Consider the following 18,545-nt stretch of genomic DNA (forward strand, 5'->3'; position numbering starts at 1 on the left):
CACGCTTCAATAATAGGATTGCTGAATACGTGATCGCTTCATGGATCACGGACAAGCACGAACAACAAGAGGAAATTCATGAAGCCCATTGCATGGATGATCATGGCCGCCTGTCTCGCATTGACGGCATGCGGCGGTGACGACGTCGCCACGAACGGCGGCGCGTCGCTGTCGACGCCCGCCACGCCCGGTACGCCGTCCAATCCATCGCCGCCCACGGGAGGCGGCTCGGGCGGCGGCGGGTCGCAGGCAACGGCGGGCTGGTCGAAAGCCGCGGCGATGGACGGCAAAGCGCCGGAATTCGAACCGAGCGTGACCATCGACGCGAGCGGCAATGCGCTCGTGTCGTGGATGACGAGCGGCACCGGGAACGGCAACGCGATGTGGGGCGCGCGGTACGTGCCGGGTTCCGGCTGGAGCGCGGCGACGCGCCTCGATACGAGCGACGGTTCGCATCCGATGAGCGGGCCCGGCACGATCCAGCCGCAACTGGTCGGCAACGCGAGCGGGCAGGCGGTCGCATTCTGGACGGAATGGATGCCGGGCCCCAACGCCTATGCGCTGTGGGCGCGCCCGTACAGCCCGGGCACCGGCTGGGGCGTGCCGTTCGAGGTCGCGCCAAACGTCACGAGCGCCACGTATTCGGCCGGGATCGACAAGCAGGGCAACGCGATCGTCGCGTGGCCGCAGGAGATCAACCTGCTCAATTCCCGCATCGCGTGGACGCGCTATTCTCCGGGCGGCACGTGGTCGCCGACCGCGCTGATCCAGATGCCGGTGCAGACCGGGCCGGGCGCGATCACCGGCGATACCGACAACGTGGGGCCGATGATTTCGGTCCTGCCGTCCGGCAACGCGGTGCTGGCGTGGCGGCAGACGAACCATACGCGCTCGGCGCTCTGGACCGGCACGTACGACCCGGCCAACGGCTGGACCAACGTCGGTCAGGTCGTGTCGAACACGAGCCTGTTCACGACGATCGTCTCGCCGGCGGCCGGCATGGATGCGAAAGGCAACATCACGCTGGTATGGGGGCAGCTCGACGTCACCGGCGGGAAGTTCCTCGCCACCACCATGTCGCAGCGCTATGTCTCCGGAACCGGGTGGCAGACGGCCCAGGCCGTGGCGCCGGCGCTCGCGGAAACCTCGAGCTTCATCGGCACGCCGCTGCTGACCGTCAACGAAACCGGCATGGCGGCCGTCATGTGGCCGCAGCTCGGCGGCGCGCTGCAGGCGAGCGTGGCGGACGCGACCGGAAACTGGGGGCCGCTGCATCAGCTGACCGCGCACCTCGACTCGACGGCAGGGCAGTACCCGCCGCTGGTGATCGATGCGGCGGGCAACGTCACGGCCGCGTGGCAGGACGTGGGTGCGTCGAGCTCGCCGGCGGTGGTCGCCGCCAGCTATCGGAATGGCGCGTGGAGTGCGTCGACGCTGTCGGGGCAGGATTCGCAGAGTGCGTACTGGCCGGCGCTGGCCGTCAACGCAGCCGGTGCGATGGCGCTCGTCTGGGCGTCGACCGTCCAGAACGTCGGCGCGCTGCTGCAGGCGAGCTTCTATACGCCCGGCTCGTGACCGTCTCGCGCGCCAACGCGGCAACCAGCCAATCGACACAAGGAGAAATCATGAAGAAAGCATTGCACTCCGCCGTACGGACCGCCATCGGCACGTCGGTCGCCAGCCTCGTCCTGTCCGCATGCGGTACGACGCAGATGAACATGGCCGACGTGCAGACGTCGACCGCGAAAACGCTCGGGCTGGCGTCGTCGGACGAGATCACCGTCGCCAATGTGCAGTACGGGAAGAAGGACGGGCTGGGCGGCCAGAAGGTGAGTTACGACGCCACCACGGGCAAGGGAAGGCGATTCAGCTGCACGGTGTTCATGATTCCCGGACTGACGCCGATCGACCAGCCGACGTACAACAGCTGGGAATGCCATCCGCGCCGGTGACTTTCCGACGTCCGGGCGGCGTGCTTTGGCAGGCCCCCGTCCGGAATATCTGCCGAGCGCGATTTCGTCTGATAATCAATGCACCGATTCACCCTCCGGCATCGGCTCGATAAAACACTGCCATGGATCAAGCAGATTTTGTCCCCATTTTCAAGTTTCATACGGTCGACTATCCCGAGCGGGACCGGTTTCACGTCTGGGTCAAGGACAATCTGTGCGACTGCCGGCTGGATGACGATCGCGGCGATGGCGCATTCGATGCGGAAGCGAGCGGCGCGGCGCTCGGCCCGCTGATCCTGTCGGGCCGGCGCTGGCGCTCGCGGGCGCCTACTTACACCGTCAACCGGACCGTGCGGCGGATTCGGCTCGACGGCCAGGATTCGATCCGGTTCACGCTGCTGCTCGGCGGGCGCCTCACGTGCCGCACCGGCGGCCCGGAGATGATCAAGTCCGCCGGCGACCTGTTCGTCTACGACGTCGCGCAGATCAACGAATGCCGGGTCGAGGGCGGCGACGTGATCAGTCTCGTCGTTCCGCGATATCTGCTGCCGAACCATGCGGCGCAGCTGCACGGCCAGACGCTGACGAGCGGCATCGGCCGCCTCGTCGGCGACCAGATGCTGTCGCTGTTCCGAAATCTTGCCAGCCTGCGCGCGCACGAGATACCCAACGTGGTGCAATCGACGCTGCTGCTTCTGGCCGCCGCGGCTTCGCCGACCGGGCAGGCCTTGCACGACGCGCGCGGCCCGATCGACAACGCATTGCTCGACCGGGTCCGGCGCTACATCGACGCGAATCTGCTGGACCCCGGGCTCACGCCCGACCGGATCTGCCGGGACATTGGCGTGTCGAGGGCGCGGCTCTATCAGCTTTTCAAGGAAGAGGGCGGCGTGATGCGGCAAATCACGCGCAAGCGGCTGCGCCACGCGTACTGCGTGCTGGGCGACCCGCAGCGCAGGCACCGGCGCATTGCGGAAATCGCATGGGCGCATGGTTTCCCGGACGAGAAATATTTCCATCGGGTCTTCAAGGCCGAGTTCGGGCATACGCCGAAGGAGACGCTGGAGTGTGCCGCGGCTCCCGTGCTGCTTCCGTGCGGCGCGAGCGCGGATGGACGATGGGCGGACGGCGGGCGGCTGTCGGGGTGGACGCTGCCGTTCGGTGTTCTGAACACCTAGGCGGGCCACGCCTTGCGTGCCGCAGAGGATCGTGACGAGCTTGTCGCGGCAGATATTCTTGTCGCGGAATTGCGGGGCACTCTCAGGCCCCGTTGCACGCTTGCCCTTCGATACTCCTTACCTTAAAGTAAGGAAAATTGGAGGTATCACATGGCGGCAGCAACTATCACTTCGAAGGGCCAGGTCACGATCCCCGTGGACGTGCGCAATCAGCTTGGCCTGGAGTCGGGAGATCGGATCGAATTCAGCTTCAACGAGGCGACCGGCCGGTATGAGATCTATCCGGCCACGCGCTCGCTCGCGTCACTCAAGGGCATCGTGAAGAAGCCTGCCAAGCCGGTGTCGATCGAAGACATGAATCGTGCCATCGCCGAGAAGGGGGCATCCGCGCGATGATCGGATTGGATACGAACGTGCTGGTCCGCTACTTCGCGCAAGACGACATCGCTCAGTCGAAGAAAGCGACGGCGCTGATGGAGTCTCTGTCGGCCGAGCGGCCGGGGTACGTTTCGCAGGTCGCACTGGTCGAGGTGGTGTGGGTACTCGGGCGCTGCTATGGCGTTGAGCGTGAGCAAATGAAGGACATCATCGACTCGATGATCGCCACCAAGGAACTGGTCGTCGAAGGCGCGGACACGGTGCGAAATGCACTTCGCGTTTTCGCGGCATCCGCAAAGGCGGATTTCGCGGACTGCCTGATCGAGCGGTCGGGGCACGTCGCCGAGTGCGAGTACACAGCCACTTTCGACGTGACGGCTGCGAAGGCCGCGGGAATGCACTTGATCAAGTAATCATGGCACACGCCGATAAACCGGAAAACGCGATGCCGACCGTTTGCATAGACGCGGCTGAGATTGCGGACTGGGCCTCGTTCCATCGGGTATTTGCACAGGTCTTTGGCTTCCCCGCATTTTATGGCGACAACATGAACGCATTCATTGACTGTTTGGGTTATCTCGACGACCCAACTGCCGAGATGACGCGTTTTCACGTCAGGCCGGGTGAGACGCTAGCAATACAGCTCTGGGCAGCCAACAGCTTCGGGAAACGTTGTCCAGAACAGTTTCGCGCTTTGCAAGATGCATGCGCATTCGTGAACGGGCGTCGTACATGCGAGGATGGCGTGCCTCTAGTCGCACTGTCGTATCACGACTGAATCGATATAGGAAAACGACACGTCGATCCGCAGGCATGCCTCGATCAAGCCAAGCTACGTTTCCCTTGGGGTTCAAATGATCTTCTGCCATTTGGGGAACCGTGCGTCACCTTCAGCGGCAGAGAACCTGCGGTCAATCGTGTCAGATGTCATCGTGGTTGCGTCCGCAATCGCGACGTTTTTCACCCCATCACGCTACGTGCAAAGAAATCCGCGCCGACTACTCGCTCTCAACCCGCATCATCCGCCGCCGACCTCAGCCGCGCGAGGCTATCCCGCACGGCGGCCGCGTCATACCGCGCTCCCGCCCCGCCAAGCGCCACCGTCGCCTTCTGCGCGAGCGGCAGCAGCATCGCGATGGCCGCCACCATCACCGGCGCGGCGGCGAGCCGCGATTTCGGCCCCGACACCGTCAACGCGCCGACGCATGCACCGGCCGCATCGAACACGGGCACGGACGCCGATGCCGTCTCGGGGTCGCGCTCGCCGTACGACGCGGCCCATAGCTGCTCGCGCACGTCGTTCCAGCGCGCGTCCTGCGTGTCGGTGAAGGCCAGCAGCACCTTCCCGGACGCCCCCTGGCGAACCGGAAACTCCTCGCCGACGCGAATCGACACGCGCACCGCGCGTGCGGGCTCGACGCGGTAGAGCACCGAGCGCTTGTCGCCCTCGCGCACGTAGAACGACGCCGTTTCCCCCAATTCGCGGCTCAGCGTCTCGAGCAGCGGCTCGACCACCGGGCCGACCCGGAACGAGCGCTGATACAGCGCGGCAAGCCGCAACGGCTCGTGCCCGATCGCATACTGGCCGTCGTCGAGCTTGCGCATGAAGCCGCCATGTTCGAGCGCGGCGAGCAGGCGCAGGATCGTGCTCTTGTAGAGCCCCGTGCGGCGCGACAGCTCGGCGAGCGACAGCCGGTCGTCGGTCGGCCCGAAGGCGCGGAGGATCGCGAACGCGCGGTCGAGAACGGCGACGCCGCTGGAGGCTTCGTCGGCCGGCGCATCGGGCCCGTCGCCGGCGTGATCTGCTTGAGTCGTAGGCACTGCCTGTTTCCCTCGGATGATGGTTGACCGACTATATCGTTCTGCCTGACAGAACACAAGTTCCATAAAATCGCGATTTCACGGGTATACCCCGCTTATCGCTCATTCGGCGCACGTCTAAAGTTCTATCAAACAGAACGATGTTCTTTTAGATAGAACGATGGAGTATCGAATGAGCGTTTCCGAATATCCGAAGGTGCTGGTCAGCGAAGTCGGGCCGCGCGACGGCCTGCAGAGCATCAAGGCCGTGATGCCGACGGCCGGCAAGCTGCGCTGGATCACCGCGCTGGCCGCGGCCGGCCTGCGCGAGATCGAGGTGGGGTCGTTCGTGCCGGCCAGGCTGTTGCCGCAGATGGCCGATGTGCGCGAAGTCGTCGCGCATGCGCTGGCGATTCCCGGGCTGCATGTCGCCGCGCTCGCGCCGAACCTGCGCGGCGCCGAGGGGGCATTCGATGCGGGCGTGCACAAGCTGACGCTGCCGGTATCGGTGACGGAAGCGCATTCGCTGGCGAACATCCGCAAGACGCCCGCGCAGATGATCGACGAGGTGCGCGCGATCGTCGCGCTGCGCGACGCGCGGTTTCCGTCGGTGCAGATCGAGGCGGGCGTGTCGGTTGCGTTCGGCTGCACGCTCGCAGGCGCCGTCAGCGACGACGAGACGATCGCGATGGCGGTCGCGATGGCCGAATGCGGGGTCGACGAGATCGGGCTGTCCGACACGAGCGGCTACGCGAACCCGGCGCAGGTGCGCCGGCTGTTCGCGCGCCTGCGGCGCGAAGTCGGCGACAAGGCCGGCGGCGCGCATTTCCACAACACGCGCGGGCAGGGGCTCGCGAACGTCGTCGCGGCGCTCGACGCGGGCGTGACGACGATCGACGCGAGCCAGGCCGGCCTCGGCGGCTGCCCGTATGCGCCGGGCGCGACCGGCAACATCGTCACCGAGGATCTCGTGTTCCTGCTCGAATCGATGGGCTGCGACACGGGCGTCGACGTCGACGCGCTGCTCGCCGCGCGCGCGATCCTGCACGCGGCGCTGCCGTCGGAGGCGCTGTACGGCCACGTGCCGGACGCCGGGCTGCCGAAGGGGTTCCGCTATGCGGACGGCCGCGCGCCGGTGGCGGCCCAGCCGGAAGGCTGCCTGGCGGGAGTCGCGCCATGAACGATCGGCAACCTGCCGCGCCGCTGCCGTACGACGGCCTGCGCGTGATCGAGATGACGCACATGGTGATGGGCCCGACCTGCGGGATGCTGCTCGCCGATCTCGGCGCGGAAGTGATCAAGATCGAGCCGATCGCGGGCGACAGCACGCGCACGCTGCGCGGCTCGGGCGCGGGTTTCTTCGGGATGTTCAACCGCAACAAGAAGAGCCTCGCGGTCGACGTGAAGGATCCGCGCGGGCTGGAGATCGTGCTGCGGCTCGTCGCGACGGCGGACGTCTTCAGCGAGAACTTCAAGAGCGGCACGATGGACCGGCTCGGCCTCGGCTATCCGGCGCTGTACTCGCTGAATCCGCGCCTCGTGTACGTGTCGCACAAGGGCTTCCTGCCGGGGCCGTACGAACATCGCACCGCGCTCGACGAAGTCGTGCAGATGATGGGCGGCCTCGCGTACATGACCGGCCCCGACGGCCGGCCGCTGCGCGCGGGCGCGAGCGTGAACGACATCATGGGCGGCATGTTCGGCGCGATCGGCGCAATGGCCGCGCTCGCGCAGCGCGAGCATACCGGCCGCGGCCAGCAGGTGCAGAGTTCGCTGTTCGAGAACAACGTGTTCCTGGTCGCGCAGCACATGATGCAGTTCGCGGTGACGGGGCAGGCCGCGGCGCCGATGCCGAACCGGATTTCCGCGTGGGCCGTCTACGACGTGTTCGCCGTGAAGGACGGCGAGCAGATCTTTCTCGCCGTGGTGTCCGACACGCAGTGGGCGCTGTTCTGCGACGCGTTCGGCTTTGCGGCGCTGAAGGACGATCCGCGCCTCGCGACCAACAACCTGCGCGTGCAGGCGCGCGGCTGGCTGCTGCCCGAGTTGCGCGCGCGGCTCGCGCCGCAATCGGCCGCGGAGATCGGCGCGATCTTCGAGTCGATCGGCCTGCCGTACGCGCCGATCACCAAGCCGCAGGACCTGTTCGACGATCCGCACCTGCTGGCCACGGGCGGCCTCGCGGCCGTGACGCTGCCGGCCGATGCGAGCAGCGCCGGGCGGCCGGTCGACACGCGCACCGCGCTGCTGCCGCTGACGCTCGCGGGCGAGCGCCCGCGGCTGCGGTCGGCGCCGCCCGCGCTCGGCCAGGACACGCGCGCGCTGCTCGCCGAGCTCGGCTATGCGCCGGACGACGCGCGCGCGCTGATCGAGGCCGGCGTCGTCGCGGGGCCGGGCGGCGCGGACGGCGCAGCGCCGGCCGACGCCCCGGGCGGCGCACCGTCGCCGAACGAGCTGGCAAGCGCGTAGCGCGGCCGCGATCCAACGAACGCAACATCGAACGAAAGGCGCCCCGGCCGCGCAACGCGCGGGCGCGGGCCGCCCCATCCAGGAGACAACCATGACATCCGCATCCCCGGCGCTGGCCGCCGAGCGCGACACCGACGCGTCGGTCGAGCAGCGGGCCGTGCGCAAGGCCGCGTGGCGCTTCATTCCGCTGCTCGCGCTCGCGTATTTCTTCAACTATCTGGACCGCACGAGCGTCGGGTTCGCGGCGCTCACGATGAACCGCGATCTCGGGCTGACCGCGACGCAGTTCGGCTGGGGCGCGGGGATCATGTTCGCCGGCTACTGCCTGTTCGAGGTGCCGAGCAATCTCGCGCTGTACCGCTTCGGCGCGCGCCGCTGGCTCGCCCGCATCATGATCACGTGGGGGCTGATGGCGGCCGCGACCGCGCTCGCGGCCGGGCCGACCAGCTTCTACGCGATCCGGCTGCTGCTCGGCATCGGCGAGGCCGGGTTCTTTCCCGGCGTGATCTTCTTCCTCGCCGTGTGGTTTCCGGCGAGCTACCGCACACGCGTGCTCGCGTGGTTCACCGTGTCGACGCCGCTGTCGTCGCTGATCGGCGGGCCGCTGTCGACGTGGCTGCTGCAGCTCGACGGCGCGCTCGGGCTCGCGGGCTGGAAGTGGATGTTCATCGTCGAAGGGCTGCCGGCGTGCGCGCTCGGCTTTCTCGTGCTGAAGCTGCTGTCCGACTCGCCCGCCGATGCCGCGTGGCTGACGGACGACGAGCGTGCCGCGCTGCGGCGCGCGTTCGAGCGCGAAAGCGCGGCCGCCAGCCGCAAGAAGCGTTTCGGCGTCGCGCTGCGCGACGTGCGCGTGTACGTGCTCGCGCTGATCTCGTTCGGCTTCACGATGGGCTCGTACGGGATCGGCATCTGGCTGCCGCAGATGCTGAAGGCGCACGGCATGTCGACGATGCAGACGGGCTGGCTGTCCTCGGTGCCGTACTTCTTCGCGACGGTCGCGCTGCTGTGGTGGGCGAAGCGGGTGGACCGCCGCGGCAGCCCGGTCGCGAACCTGGCCATCGGGCTGTGCATCGGCGCGGTGGCGCTCGGCGTGTCGACGCATTTCCTGACGCTCGGCCCCGCACTCGCCGGCATCACGCTCGCGCTGATCGGCACGATTGCCGGCCGCACGATCTTCTACACGCTGCCGTCGCGCTTCCTGTCCGGCCAGGCGGCGGCCGGCGGGCTCGCGCTGATCAACTCGATCGGCGCGCTCGGCGGCTTCGCGGGCCCTTATCTGGTCGGCTACCTGAAGGACAGCTTCGGTACCTTCACGGCCGGCATGCTCGGCCTCGCGATCGTGCTGGCGATCACGACGCTGCTCACGCTGTCGCTGTATGCGTTCGAACGGAGCGAATGACATGGACACGACGGTTTCGATCAAGCGACGCCGGCTGCTCGGCGCGGCCGCCGCGTCGCTCGCGCTGCCCGGGTGCGTCGATACGCGCGCGCCGGCCCAACATGGAGCTTCCCGCATGACGACGCAAAGTAACTATCTCGCGGTGCGCCCCGATTGGCTCGCGTCGGCGCTCGAACCCGCGCTCGAGCCCGACCTGCCGATCGTCGACGCGCATCATCATTTCTATGAACGGCCGGGCTGGATCTACATGCTCGACGACTATCTGCAGGACGCGCGGTCGTCGGGTCACAACATCCAGGCGTCGGTCTACATGCAGGCGCAGACGCGCTACCGCGAGGCCGGCCCGGCCGAACTGAAGCCGGCCGGCGAGACGGCCTACGTCGCCGGCGTGACCGAGCCGCTCCGGCACGGCAAACCGGCCGTCGCGAAAGGCATCGTCGGTCACGCGGACCTGCGGCTCGGCGCACGGGTGCGCGACGTGCTGGAAGCGCATCTCGAAGCGGGGCGCGGGCGCTTTCGCGGGGTTCGGCACCTGACTACCTGGGATGCCGATCCGACGCTTGCCAATCCGCTGTCGGCGGTGCCGCGCGGGCTGCTGCTCGATCCCGCGTACCGGGCCGGCGTCGCGCAGCTCGCGCCGCTCGGGCTGTCGTACGACGCGTGGCTGTTCTTTCCTCAGTTACCCGAACTGTTCGATCTGGCGAAGGCGAACCCCGAAACGAAGATCATCGTCAACCACTGCGGCGGCGTCGTGCGGATCGCGAGCTATGCGGACAGGCGGCCGGAGGTCTTCAAGCACTGGTCGGCGTCGATGCGCACGCTCGCGCAACTGCCGAACGTGTACGTGAAGGTCGGCGGGCTCGGGATGCGCATCAACGGTTTCGATTTCGAGAAGGGCGCGCGGCCGCCGTCTTCCACGCATCTCGCCGATGCATGGAAGCCGTGGATGCTGACGTGCATCGATGCGTTCGGCGCCGAGCGCTGCATGTTCGAGAGCAATTTCCCGGTCGACAAGGGCTCGTATTCGTACGCGAACGGCTGGAATGCGTTCAAGCGGCTGACCGCGCAGGCGAGCGCGGACGAGCGCGACGCGCTGTTCCGGGGGACGGTCACGCGTGTTTATCGACTCGGCTGACCGGGTATCGCGGTGCGTGCCGGCATGTTCAGCCAGGCACGCACGCCCGGCGACGTGCGGGCAAATCGTCATCGATATGCAAGCACGCCTCCGACGCAGTCGCGTCGATCAAACGCAAAATCAAGAATTATCGCGAAGAGGGCGGGACGACGACGATCAGCCGAATGCCGTGGAATCAAACGCCATCGTGAGCAGTGCCGGCGCGTAGCGCGTGGCAGTCGTCGCCCCGGCCCCCCCCGCGGTCGTCGTCGGCCGCGGGGCGCTGCCGGACAGCGCGTGCGTCGTGAAACCGCTGATGAGCGTCCCGAGCGTCGGTGATCGACGCGTATGGGCAACCGTCATCGATCGAAGCGTTCGAGTCGTTGCCCTGCATCACGACCGTGGGCGTACTGGAAGGCCGGCCGTGGCGATCGCAGGGCGAAGGCGCGCGCGATCCAGGCGCGCGTGCAGGCGCGGGCCGCGCCACGGAGATCGGTGCGATGACCGCAGCGTCCGGCCTTGCTCGGATCATGAGCACTCGATCGCCACGGGGTTTGTCGACTGACTGAGCCTGATCTCGCCCAGGTACGCGCTGTCGCCCAATTCACACTCGCGCCAGGCATTGCCGAGGGCATGTCGGATTTTGACTCTGTAGAGGCCGCTGCCCTTGGCCAGGCCGTCGAACCGGAAATCGCCGAAGCCGTCCGAGACGGTTTCGGCTACCTGCAGATGACCGGCATACAAGGCGACGGCCGCCTCCGTGACACACTCGACCACGTTTCCTGCCCGCACAACACTGATACTTCCGCCGATGAAGCACGTTTCCCAGCGCTCGAGGCCGCTGTACCACACGCGGGGCTTCGTGCCCAGGTTGGGGCGCAATACCTTGAGTCCCTCGCGCCGGGCCTTCTCGGCCATCGCCGTGTCATCGAGCCTGACCGTCTCGAAGACATCGGTGGGGCACGACTGCTGACAACGTGGGCGGGACCAGCCCTGGTCGAGCAAATGCGCATCGAAGATCCAGATCTGGGGCAGTTGCAGTTCTTCGTTCCAGACGATCGCCTTGTAGGGGCACGCCTTCACGATGTCTTTTCGGCCTCGCGCCTTGTCCGGATCGATGATGACGATGCCGTCGGCGCGCTTGCGAATGGCACTACCGCCCACACGCATGCAGGGCGCGTCGTCGCAGTGGTTGCACATGACCGGCAGATAAGTGGTCTCGATCATATGCGAAGCACCCTGTACACGACGCACGATGCGGATGAGGCTCTCGGCGTTGGCCGCGGCGGGTGCCGCGTAACCGGGGAAGTCATTGCCGACGTGCTCGTCCCGCGCGGCGATCACGCAGTTCTGGCAGTTTTCGCAACGGCCGACTTTGATAATCAGGTTCCACTTGCTCATTTGAAATTCCTCACGCTGCGCGACCGAGCATGAACGCCTCGGCACCGCGCCATTTCTCGACCTGCACCAGGCAGGAATTCGGGCTCATGCTGCTGGTGCCGGAGGTCTGCGGCCGGTCGGGGGTCAGCATGTTCATGCAACCGCCAATCTCGACTTGCTCGCCGTCGATTTCGATCAGCTGAAATTCAGCGCTCGCCTCGTAGGATTTCACCACTCCAGCGTTTACCAGGGGCGAGACATCGGCCGCACAGATCACGGCGCCGCGGTCGTTGTGTACTTTGACGAGATCGCGATGCGCAATGCGTCGAATGGCGGCGTCAGCCGGATTGAGCCTCAGGAGCCAGAACCGGTGCCCCGCGATCAGCGCGCGATGATCGTCGATGCCGTTCACTGCGGAATTTTTTCCGTCACCAAGAGTATGAAAGCTGTAGCGGCTGTGGGTGGCGATCAATTGCAGCGGGTAGCGCCGGGCCAGGTCCGAGCGCAGACCCTCCCAGGAGGGGATATATCGGTTGAGCGGCGGCCGCTCGGGATTGTCCGCCGTGTGTCGTTTCAGCAACTCGGGCACGAACTCCAGCTTGCCGCTCGGCGTCTGCAGGCCCTTGCCGAACTTTTCCGAGAACTGTGACGGCAGCGGATGAGGTTCCGGCAGGTCCTTCTTCCTGCCTTCCGCGTACCAGCGCATGTCCACGGAATGGCGCAGCTCGGGCTTTTCGGGCGGTACGACGAAGTAGCCCTTGCGGCAGAACGCTCGCCACGAGATGTGATCGGGCAGATCCGACGAGTCGAAGACGCGCTTGACCCAGTCGAGATCGCCGCAGCCTTCGGTGAAAACGCCACCCAGGCCCAACCGGGTCAGGATGGCGGTGAAAATGTCGTAGTCGGAACGGGATTCGCCCAAGGGTTCGATGCACTTGTGCTGCAGCGTCAGCATGCGGTGGTTGACCGTGCCATACCCATGGTGCGCGTAGCCACCCGAATTCGCCCATTCGCCAATATCCCAACGCTCCAGCGAAGTGCAGGCGGGCAGGATGATGTCGGCGAACTGGGCTTCGCCTTCCATCCAGATCGACTGATTGACGACGAACTCGATGCTCGAATGCCGGTAGGCCTGCGTCCAGCGTCCGGAATTCGTCACGGTGCTGAACGCGGATCCGCCGTAGCGATAGATCATGCGGATCGGCGAATAGCCGGGCATCGGGTAGGTGAACGGCGCAAATTGGGCTTCCTGGGACATGCCGTCCCAGAGATAGCCGGCAGCGTGACCGTTGAGAATCGCATCGGGCATCTGCTGTCGCGGCACCATCTGCTTGACGGGATTCATGGTCAGGATATGCGGCATGCGCTGGTAGTTGTCCACCGCATTGGCGGTCCACGCCAGGTCGCCCGAAATGCCGCCGTCCGCGTAGCCGGGGAAGTAGAACTGGAGATCGTGCGGGACGCCGATTTCGAGGCAGCCGAAATTCACCCCCGGCTTGCCCCAGCCCTGCATGGACATCATCATGATCATGCAGCGCGCCCATTGCGCCCCGGTCGCCCCGCGGCCCGCGCCACCGAATCCCGCGCCGGTCATCCCGACGGCGAGATGAACCTTTTTCCTGCCCCATAGGCGCGCAAGTGCGCGGGCATCCTTGGCCGGCACGCCTGTCTCGCCCTCCTGCCACTCGGGAGTCTTGGGGATACCGTCGGTTTCGCCCAGAAGGTAGGCTTTCCAATCGTCGAAACCGGTCGTGCGCGTCGCGACGTAATCCTTGTCGTAAAGGCCCTCCACGGTCCACACGTACATGATGGCGGTTGCCAGGGCGGCATCGGTTTGCGGCCGGATCGGGATCCAGCGGCCGCCCAGCAGCTGTGCGGTCGGATTGCAGTGCGGGTCGATGTGAACGAACTCGATGCCGAGCTCCTTGGCCCACAGGCGGCGCGGGGTTCCCTCGAATCCTGCGTAGGCCCCGTTGGTACTTTCTGGGTCGCAGGACCAGAACACGATCATTTCGGCTTCCTTGAGACCATCCTCGAGGCCGCCATAGCCGGAGGGCACGCCGACGCGCATCGCGTTGCCGAAATGATGCATGGCGCCCCAGTACCAGCCCTCCCAACTGTCCGGGTTCGCGGCGACCCGGGTGAAGCCGATCAGGTTGGCGAAGCGCGTCAGCGCGCTGAGGTAGTAGCCGACGTTGCCCCACTGGTGGTGGGACGACATCGGGAACGTGATGGAGCCGGGGCCGTGAACACGCTTCTGCCGGTTGATCTCCCTCGCGACGATGTCCAGGGCTTCGTCCCAGCTGATACGCACATAGCCGGACTTGCCGCGGTTCTGTGGATTGCGCTCGCCGTCGGGGTCGAAGTCGACCCGTTTCATCGGGTGAAGGATGCGCTTGTCGGAGTAGACCAGCGACTTGAGGGTCAACGCGTGGGGCGCGACCAATCCACGCCGTGGCGGGCTGAAGCGGCGTCCACGTGCCTCGATCACCCAACTCGACGCATCCGTATCGTCCAGCTCGATGGGCGTCACGCGGACGATGCGGCCATCCTTGACGTAGACGAACAGGGGCCCGCCATTGGTACAGGTCGTGTAGCGTCGGGTGCCGTCGCGCATGGGCGTGCCCATCGTCAGGCCGACGGTGCGCATCATGCTCAGGGTTTGCATGAGCCAGACCAGCAGTTCGTCCTCGCCCTCGGTGACCACCTTGAAGTTCTTGGCGGCGTGGACGATTTCGCCCTGGTCCGGGCTCGGGGAAAGGAACTTCAGGGCAGTGGCGACGTCCTTGAAGGCCATGCGCACGTCGGGCCGCGGATGCTTGCCGGCGCGCGACCGAATGCGGCCATTCCTGAACTCGATGGCGCGACCGATGCTTTGATCCATGAGCCCGATCCACGCGACGAGATTGCGCTCCTTGAGGCGATCGCGATAGGCGGGGAAGCGGCGCGCCGTCAGGTCCAGAACCTTGGGCAATGCAAAAAGAATGGTCTTGAGAGCCTGTCGTTTCATCGTTCGATCCAAAGTGTTGCTTCCATGCGGTGGGCTGGCATCGGGTCGCACCCGCTAGAACGTATAAGCGACGTTCAGGAAAACGCTGACGGGATTGAGTCGGAGCGTCGATTTGGAAACGATCTGCGTCCCGGTCGCGGTCTGTCCGTATAACGTGAGGTGGGTCTTCACCGGCATGTAGCCGACGGACGTACCGACAGACCAATGTTTTGTCATCGCGTAACTCGCCCCGAGCTCGAACACGGGGTTCCACGATGCGCTGAGTGTCGCGCGCGCCGAGCCACCCGGCCCAAAGCTGTCGGAGACAAACTGGCGATTGGTTGCCCGCACCTGGGTGAACCACGTGTAGTTCACGCCAAGTCCTGCGTACGGACGGAATTTCGATGCGGCTGAAAACAGGTGATATCGAAGCTCGATGGCGGGCGGCATCGGCCTTGTCGTGCCGAGGGTGCCATACTTCTGCAACGTCCCGTCACCGGCCAGATTGACTTTCAGTGGCAGTCCGAACAGCATGGCGACGCCAACGTTGTCGGTGACGTAGTACTCGGTGGTGATTCCCATCGTATCCGTCGAGCTGGCATGCGCCCCGGTACCGGCCATTTGCTGATTCACCGTTACGCCGCCGACACTTTGCACGGTCAGGGGCGTCGCGTTGCCCTGGGGCGAGATGTGCAGCCATCCAACCGATGTCGTGATGCTTCCGGCCGTCTGCGCATCTGCATGGTCGGCAAGTGCGGCCGTGCAGATACAAACCGCCACGCCTGCAAAATGCATCGTTCGCGTGAAATCCAATTTTCGTCTCCTCTGTCTCGATGCGATTCAAGAACTGCAGATAATCTGGATACCTTATTGGTCATGGCGAGCCGCTCTCGGAATTTGTGTTGTCGCGGCTAGTCGCGTGCCGCCGTCACCGCAGATCTGTTGCTGTCGGATCGGGCGATCGAATTGGTTTCGCGGCGAACGAGATTGAAAACGCAAACGGAAAGCGCCCCAGCACGAAGCGCGCCGCAGTCTCGAGTGCGGGATTGCTCAGCTCGACCACGACCGACATTCCGCCGGAATCACTGGTCTCGACGTTGACTGATGCGCCGGGGGCTCCGCCCTGGTCCAATGCCGTACGGAGCGCGTCACTCGTCTCTCGGCGCTTGAGTTCCGGTTTGAATATCTTGCCGACGCCTGTGAGCGGGATCGCTTCGACGATTCGGACATGTCTGGGCAGGGCGGCGCGTTCAGCGATCTCCCGCTGCATGAACACGTGCAGATCGTGCTCGGTAGCGGTCATACCGGGCTTGAGCTGAACATACGCGACCGGCAACTCGCCGGCATAGGCATCGGGGCGCCCGATTGCCGCGGCGATCTGGACCGCCGGGTGTCGATGCAGCGGTTCCTCGATCGTCGCCGGGTCGATATTGTGTCCGCCGCGGATGATCAACTCCTTCTTGCGGCCGGTCAGCCAGAAGTAACCGTCGCTGTCGCAGCGGCCGAGGTCGCCGGTGTTGAGCCAGCGCTTGCCGTCGCCGAGATCGAGCCACAGGGCCTCGTTCTGGTCGGGACGCGTGTAGCCGGTGAAGACGTTCGGCCCGGAGATGACGAGCAGCCCCTCCTCGTTAGCTGCGCAGTCGCGCAGATACCGTCCCGCATCGTCCACGACGACTGCCTTCATCGCCTGGAAGGGGATGCGAAGCCCGATCGATCCCAGCCGACGCTCGCCGGTCGGCGGGTTGACGCTGCTCACGCACGTTCCTTCGGTCAGGCCGTAACCTTCGAGAATCCGGATGCCCGTTTTTTCCTGGAAGGCCCTGAAGACGCCGACCGGCATCGGCGCGGCACCGCACAGGCCGTATTCGAGCGAGTCGATCACATGATCGTCGACAGGAATGTCGAGCAGCGAAGCATAAAGCGTCGGGACGCCACTGAAGAAATTGATGTGGTGATGTTCGACGATTTCCCAGAAACGTTTGACGACGCCGTCGCCTCGGTAACCCTGCGGTGTGCCGAGCACGACATGGGCGCCGCGCGAGAAAGGCAGGAGGCCGGTCACCATCGCGGCATTGACGTGAAAGAGCGGCAAGCCGCAAAAAGTCGCTTTGCCGGGGCCGATACTGTCGCCGAAGAACCGCCCGGCGCTCCATGCATTCGCCACTTCGTTGCCGTGGCTGCGCATCGCGATTTTCGGCAACCCGGTGGTTCCACCGGTACAGAAGAAGGAGGACATGTCGCCGGGTTGAATGCGGCGCGCATTGTCGAGCGCCGTACCGGATTCCCGCGCGATTGCCGTACCGAAGTCGTGGATCCGGATGTGCGCAGGCACCGCGCTGCGCAAACCGCCATCGCCGTACAGCCGCGCACACGCGTCGTGCTGGAGCGTGCGCGCCGCCGGCTGCGCCATGCCCCGCACGCGATCGGCCGGATTGACCAGCACGAGATGCCGCAGCGGCTCGACCTCATGAAGGATCTCCGCGACTTTTTGCCAGAGATCGGCCCCGGGAAATGGCGCGAGCGTCACGAGTACGCTGGCGCCGGCCGCTTTGAGCAGACTGCCTATCGCTTCCCCTTCGAGGAGCGGATTGATCGCGCATACGATGCCGGCCGCTTGCCCGCCCCAGATCACGAAATGCGTTTCGGGAAGATTGGGCAGCACATAAGCGATCACCGAATGCGAGCTCACGCCGAGGCGCGTGAACATGTTGGCCGTGCGCGTGATGTCACGAACCAGCTCGCGATAGGTCCAGCACTCGGCGTCGCGGTGCGCATCGGCGGTCATGAAAAAGGAGAGGGCGGGGGCGGACGGATCGATGGCCGCACCGGCGCAGATCATCTCGTATGTGCTGGCCGGGAGGCCGGGCGGAAGGCCCTGCGCTTCGATCGCCAGCACGTCGTTCCGGGTCGCGATGCCGTTCATGCTGCTTCGTCCACGATCTCGTTACGTTGCACGCCCAGATCGATCGTTCCATCGCGGCTCGCGATCCGGGCTTCGACGATATCTCCGGCCTTCAGATACTGCGCGCGTCCTGCCTGCACCTTCATGAACATCTTCCACTTGACGGATTCGGGAAAAAGCGCGACAGCTCGCTGCTTGAGCGGCGACGGGATGCTGAGTGCGCAGCCGGCCGGCGTGCCGGTCGCGAGCAGGTCGCCGGCGCGAAGGTCGTGCACGCCCGACAACTCGGTCAACGTTTCCGCTGGACCGTAGACGAGGTTCGATGTCGAGTCCTGCTGACGCACCGCGCCGTTGACGGTCAACGTCAGGTCGAGCGCCTTCAGCTTCGGGAAGTCACGCCGCTCGAGCAGGCACAGATAGGGGCCGACCGGGCCAAACGTCCGGAAGCTCTTGCCCTTGTAGAACTGCATCTGCGGGATCTGGACATCGCGCGCGGAATAGTCGTTGACGATCACGGTGCCCGCGACATAGTCGTGCAGGTTCGCGTCCGTGATCTGCCGGTGAGACGTGACGTCGCGCTTGAGGATGAGGCCGAGCTCGATTTCGTAGTCGAGAAACCGGACGTGCCGCGGTTTCACGACCGGTGAGTCGGCGGCGACGATGCAACTCGTCGCCTTCGTGAAGATCATGTTGAACTTTTTCGCGTCCGGATCCATGCCCGATTCGATCATGTGCCGACGATAATTCGCGCCCTGGCAAACGAATTGCTGGTTGGCTGTGACGGGTGGCAGCCACTCCACGTCTGACTCCGGAATCGTCGATCCGTCGAGCGTGGCGAGTCGTTCAACCGGATTCGCCGCGAGAAAGCTCGCGGTTGTCTCGAAGTCGCCGGGAATCGGCGTGACGGCGCCGTTGGCGACCACCCCCCATTGGGCGCGGCCATGATGCCGGAAGTGCAGGACAAGCAGTGACATGAATAAGTCT

The 18,545-nt window shown here is 65.5% G+C and carries 16 protein-coding genes; 10 read left to right on the forward strand and 6 right to left on the reverse strand.

Going from position 1 to position 18,545, the window contains the following annotated elements:
- The first annotated feature begins 78 nt into the window (after nt 1-78).
- The 6 genes from ABFO07_RS32765 (at nt 79) to ABFO07_RS32790 (ending at nt 4,286) form a co-directional block, all read left to right on the forward strand.
- Nucleotides 79-1,575 (forward strand): hypothetical protein, encoded by a 1,497-nt coding sequence (locus ABFO07_RS32765; RefSeq protein ID WP_347469723.1) that lies wholly within the window; start codon nt 79-81, stop codon nt 1,573-1,575.
- Nucleotides 1,576-1,625: 50 nt separating this feature from the next.
- Nucleotides 1,626-1,952, forward strand: a complete 327-nt coding sequence (locus tag ABFO07_RS32770; RefSeq protein ID WP_059880447.1) for a hypothetical protein — start codon at nt 1,626-1,628, stop codon at nt 1,950-1,952.
- 122 nt (nt 1,953-2,074) lie between these two features.
- Nucleotides 2,075-3,130: an AraC family transcriptional regulator gene (locus ABFO07_RS32775; RefSeq protein ID WP_347469724.1), complete on the forward strand. Its 1,056-nt coding sequence runs from the start codon at nt 2,075-2,077 to the stop codon at nt 3,128-3,130.
- 150 nt (nt 3,131-3,280) lie between these two features.
- On the forward strand, nt 3,281-3,526 hold the full coding sequence (locus ABFO07_RS32780) for an AbrB/MazE/SpoVT family DNA-binding domain-containing protein (RefSeq protein ID WP_059996954.1): 246 nt from the start codon (nt 3,281-3,283) through the stop codon (nt 3,524-3,526).
- Nucleotides 3,523-3,921, forward strand: coding sequence for a PIN domain-containing protein (locus ABFO07_RS32785; protein WP_059996956.1), 399 nt, complete (start codon nt 3,523-3,525; stop codon nt 3,919-3,921). Before ABFO07_RS32780 ends, ABFO07_RS32785 begins: the two co-directional genes overlap by 4 nt.
- 2 nt (nt 3,922-3,923) lie before the next feature.
- Entirely contained in the window at nt 3,924-4,286 is a 363-nt protein-coding gene (locus tag ABFO07_RS32790; RefSeq protein ID WP_230951340.1) for a barstar family protein, read from the forward strand.
- Nucleotides 4,287-4,516: 230 nt separating this feature from the next.
- Here the strand turns inward: ABFO07_RS32790 and ABFO07_RS32795 are convergent, their stop codons facing one another.
- Nucleotides 4,517-5,329 carry an IclR family transcriptional regulator gene (locus ABFO07_RS32795; RefSeq protein WP_059880441.1) on the reverse strand — a complete coding sequence of 271 codons (813 nt, stop codon included), beginning with the start codon at nt 5,327-5,329 and terminating at the stop codon, nt 4,517-4,519.
- A gap of 172 nt (nt 5,330-5,501) precedes the next feature.
- Here ABFO07_RS32795 and ABFO07_RS32800 point away from each other — a divergent pair, with 172 nt between their 5' ends.
- From ABFO07_RS32800 to ABFO07_RS32815, 4 genes are all read left to right on the forward strand, one after another.
- Nucleotides 5,502-6,488: a hydroxymethylglutaryl-CoA lyase gene (locus ABFO07_RS32800; protein ID WP_060014856.1), complete on the forward strand. Its 987-nt coding sequence runs from the start codon at nt 5,502-5,504 to the stop codon at nt 6,486-6,488.
- Complete coding sequence (locus ABFO07_RS32805) at nt 6,485-7,777, forward strand: CaiB/BaiF CoA transferase family protein (protein WP_060014859.1); 1,293 nt, start codon at nt 6,485-6,487, stop codon at nt 7,775-7,777. Before ABFO07_RS32800 ends, ABFO07_RS32805 begins: the two co-directional genes overlap by 4 nt.
- 91 nt (nt 7,778-7,868) lie before the next feature.
- Nucleotides 7,869-9,176, forward strand: coding sequence for an MFS transporter (locus tag ABFO07_RS32810; protein WP_059805970.1), 1,308 nt, complete (start codon nt 7,869-7,871; stop codon nt 9,174-9,176).
- Nucleotide 9,177: 1 nt separating this feature from the next.
- Nucleotides 9,178-10,311 (forward strand): amidohydrolase family protein, encoded by a 1,134-nt coding sequence (locus ABFO07_RS32815; protein WP_347469725.1) that lies wholly within the window; start codon nt 9,178-9,180, stop codon nt 10,309-10,311.
- A gap of 507 nt (nt 10,312-10,818) precedes the next feature.
- On the opposite strand, the gene ABFO07_RS32820 is transcribed toward ABFO07_RS32815, so the two are convergent.
- The 5 genes from ABFO07_RS32820 to ABFO07_RS32840 all read right to left on the reverse strand — a co-directional run bounded on the left by ABFO07_RS32820 (nt 10,819) and on the right by ABFO07_RS32840 (nt 18,535).
- Complete coding sequence (locus ABFO07_RS32820; RefSeq protein ID WP_347469726.1) at nt 10,819-11,691, reverse strand: 4Fe-4S dicluster domain-containing protein; 873 nt, start codon at nt 11,689-11,691, stop codon at nt 10,819-10,821.
- 10 nt (nt 11,692-11,701) lie between these two features.
- Entirely contained in the window at nt 11,702-14,680 is a 2,979-nt protein-coding gene (locus tag ABFO07_RS32825; RefSeq protein WP_347469727.1) for a molybdopterin-dependent oxidoreductase, read from the reverse strand.
- A gap of 54 nt (nt 14,681-14,734) precedes the next feature.
- Nucleotides 14,735-15,454, reverse strand: a complete 720-nt coding sequence (locus ABFO07_RS32830; RefSeq protein ID WP_414136936.1) for an OmpW/AlkL family protein — start codon at nt 15,452-15,454, stop codon at nt 14,735-14,737.
- A 133-nt stretch (nt 15,455-15,587) separates the two neighbouring features.
- Nucleotides 15,588-17,582 carry an acyl-CoA synthetase gene (locus ABFO07_RS32835; RefSeq protein ID WP_347469728.1) on the reverse strand — a complete coding sequence of 665 codons (1,995 nt, stop codon included), beginning with the start codon at nt 17,580-17,582 and terminating at the stop codon, nt 15,588-15,590.
- Nucleotides 17,579-18,535, reverse strand: coding sequence for a fumarylacetoacetate hydrolase family protein (locus tag ABFO07_RS32840; protein ID WP_347469729.1), 957 nt, complete (start codon nt 18,533-18,535; stop codon nt 17,579-17,581). The genes ABFO07_RS32835 and ABFO07_RS32840 overlap by 4 nt, the downstream gene beginning before the upstream one ends.
- Nucleotides 18,536-18,545 lie beyond the last annotated feature (10 nt).

Source organism: Burkholderia stagnalis, assembly GCF_039848545.1.
Lineage (GTDB): Bacteria > Pseudomonadota > Gammaproteobacteria > Burkholderiales > Burkholderiaceae > Burkholderia > Burkholderia stagnalis.

Coding starts and splice junctions, on each gene's coding strand:
- ABFO07_RS32835 (WP_347469728.1), bottom strand. CDS start 17,582: ATGAACGGCATCGCGACCCGGAACGACGTGCTGGCGATCGAAGCGCAG.
- ABFO07_RS32785 (WP_059996956.1), top strand. CDS start 3,523: ATGATCGGATTGGATACGAACGTGCTGGTCCGCTACTTCGCGCAAGAC.
- ABFO07_RS32840 (WP_347469729.1), bottom strand. CDS start 18,535: ATGTCACTGCTTGTCCTGCACTTCCGGCATCATGGCCGCGCCCAATGG.
- ABFO07_RS32770 (WP_059880447.1), top strand. CDS start 1,626: ATGAAGAAAGCATTGCACTCCGCCGTACGGACCGCCATCGGCACGTCG.
- ABFO07_RS32810 (WP_059805970.1), top strand. CDS start 7,869: ATGACATCCGCATCCCCGGCGCTGGCCGCCGAGCGCGACACCGACGCG.
- ABFO07_RS32790 (WP_230951340.1), top strand. CDS start 3,924: ATGGCACACGCCGATAAACCGGAAAACGCGATGCCGACCGTTTGCATA.
- ABFO07_RS32820 (WP_347469726.1), bottom strand. CDS start 11,691: ATGAGCAAGTGGAACCTGATTATCAAAGTCGGCCGTTGCGAAAACTGC.
- ABFO07_RS32800 (WP_060014856.1), top strand. CDS start 5,502: ATGAGCGTTTCCGAATATCCGAAGGTGCTGGTCAGCGAAGTCGGGCCG.
- ABFO07_RS32775 (WP_347469724.1), top strand. CDS start 2,075: ATGGATCAAGCAGATTTTGTCCCCATTTTCAAGTTTCATACGGTCGAC.
- ABFO07_RS32830 (WP_414136936.1), bottom strand. CDS start 15,454: ATGCATTTTGCAGGCGTGGCGGTTTGTATCTGCACGGCCGCACTTGCC.
- ABFO07_RS32765 (WP_347469723.1), top strand. CDS start 79: ATGAAGCCCATTGCATGGATGATCATGGCCGCCTGTCTCGCATTGACG.
- ABFO07_RS32815 (WP_347469725.1), top strand. CDS start 9,178: ATGGACACGACGGTTTCGATCAAGCGACGCCGGCTGCTCGGCGCGGCC.
- ABFO07_RS32805 (WP_060014859.1), top strand. CDS start 6,485: ATGAACGATCGGCAACCTGCCGCGCCGCTGCCGTACGACGGCCTGCGC.
- ABFO07_RS32825 (WP_347469727.1), bottom strand. CDS start 14,680: ATGAAACGACAGGCTCTCAAGACCATTCTTTTTGCATTGCCCAAGGTT.
- ABFO07_RS32780 (WP_059996954.1), top strand. CDS start 3,281: ATGGCGGCAGCAACTATCACTTCGAAGGGCCAGGTCACGATCCCCGTG.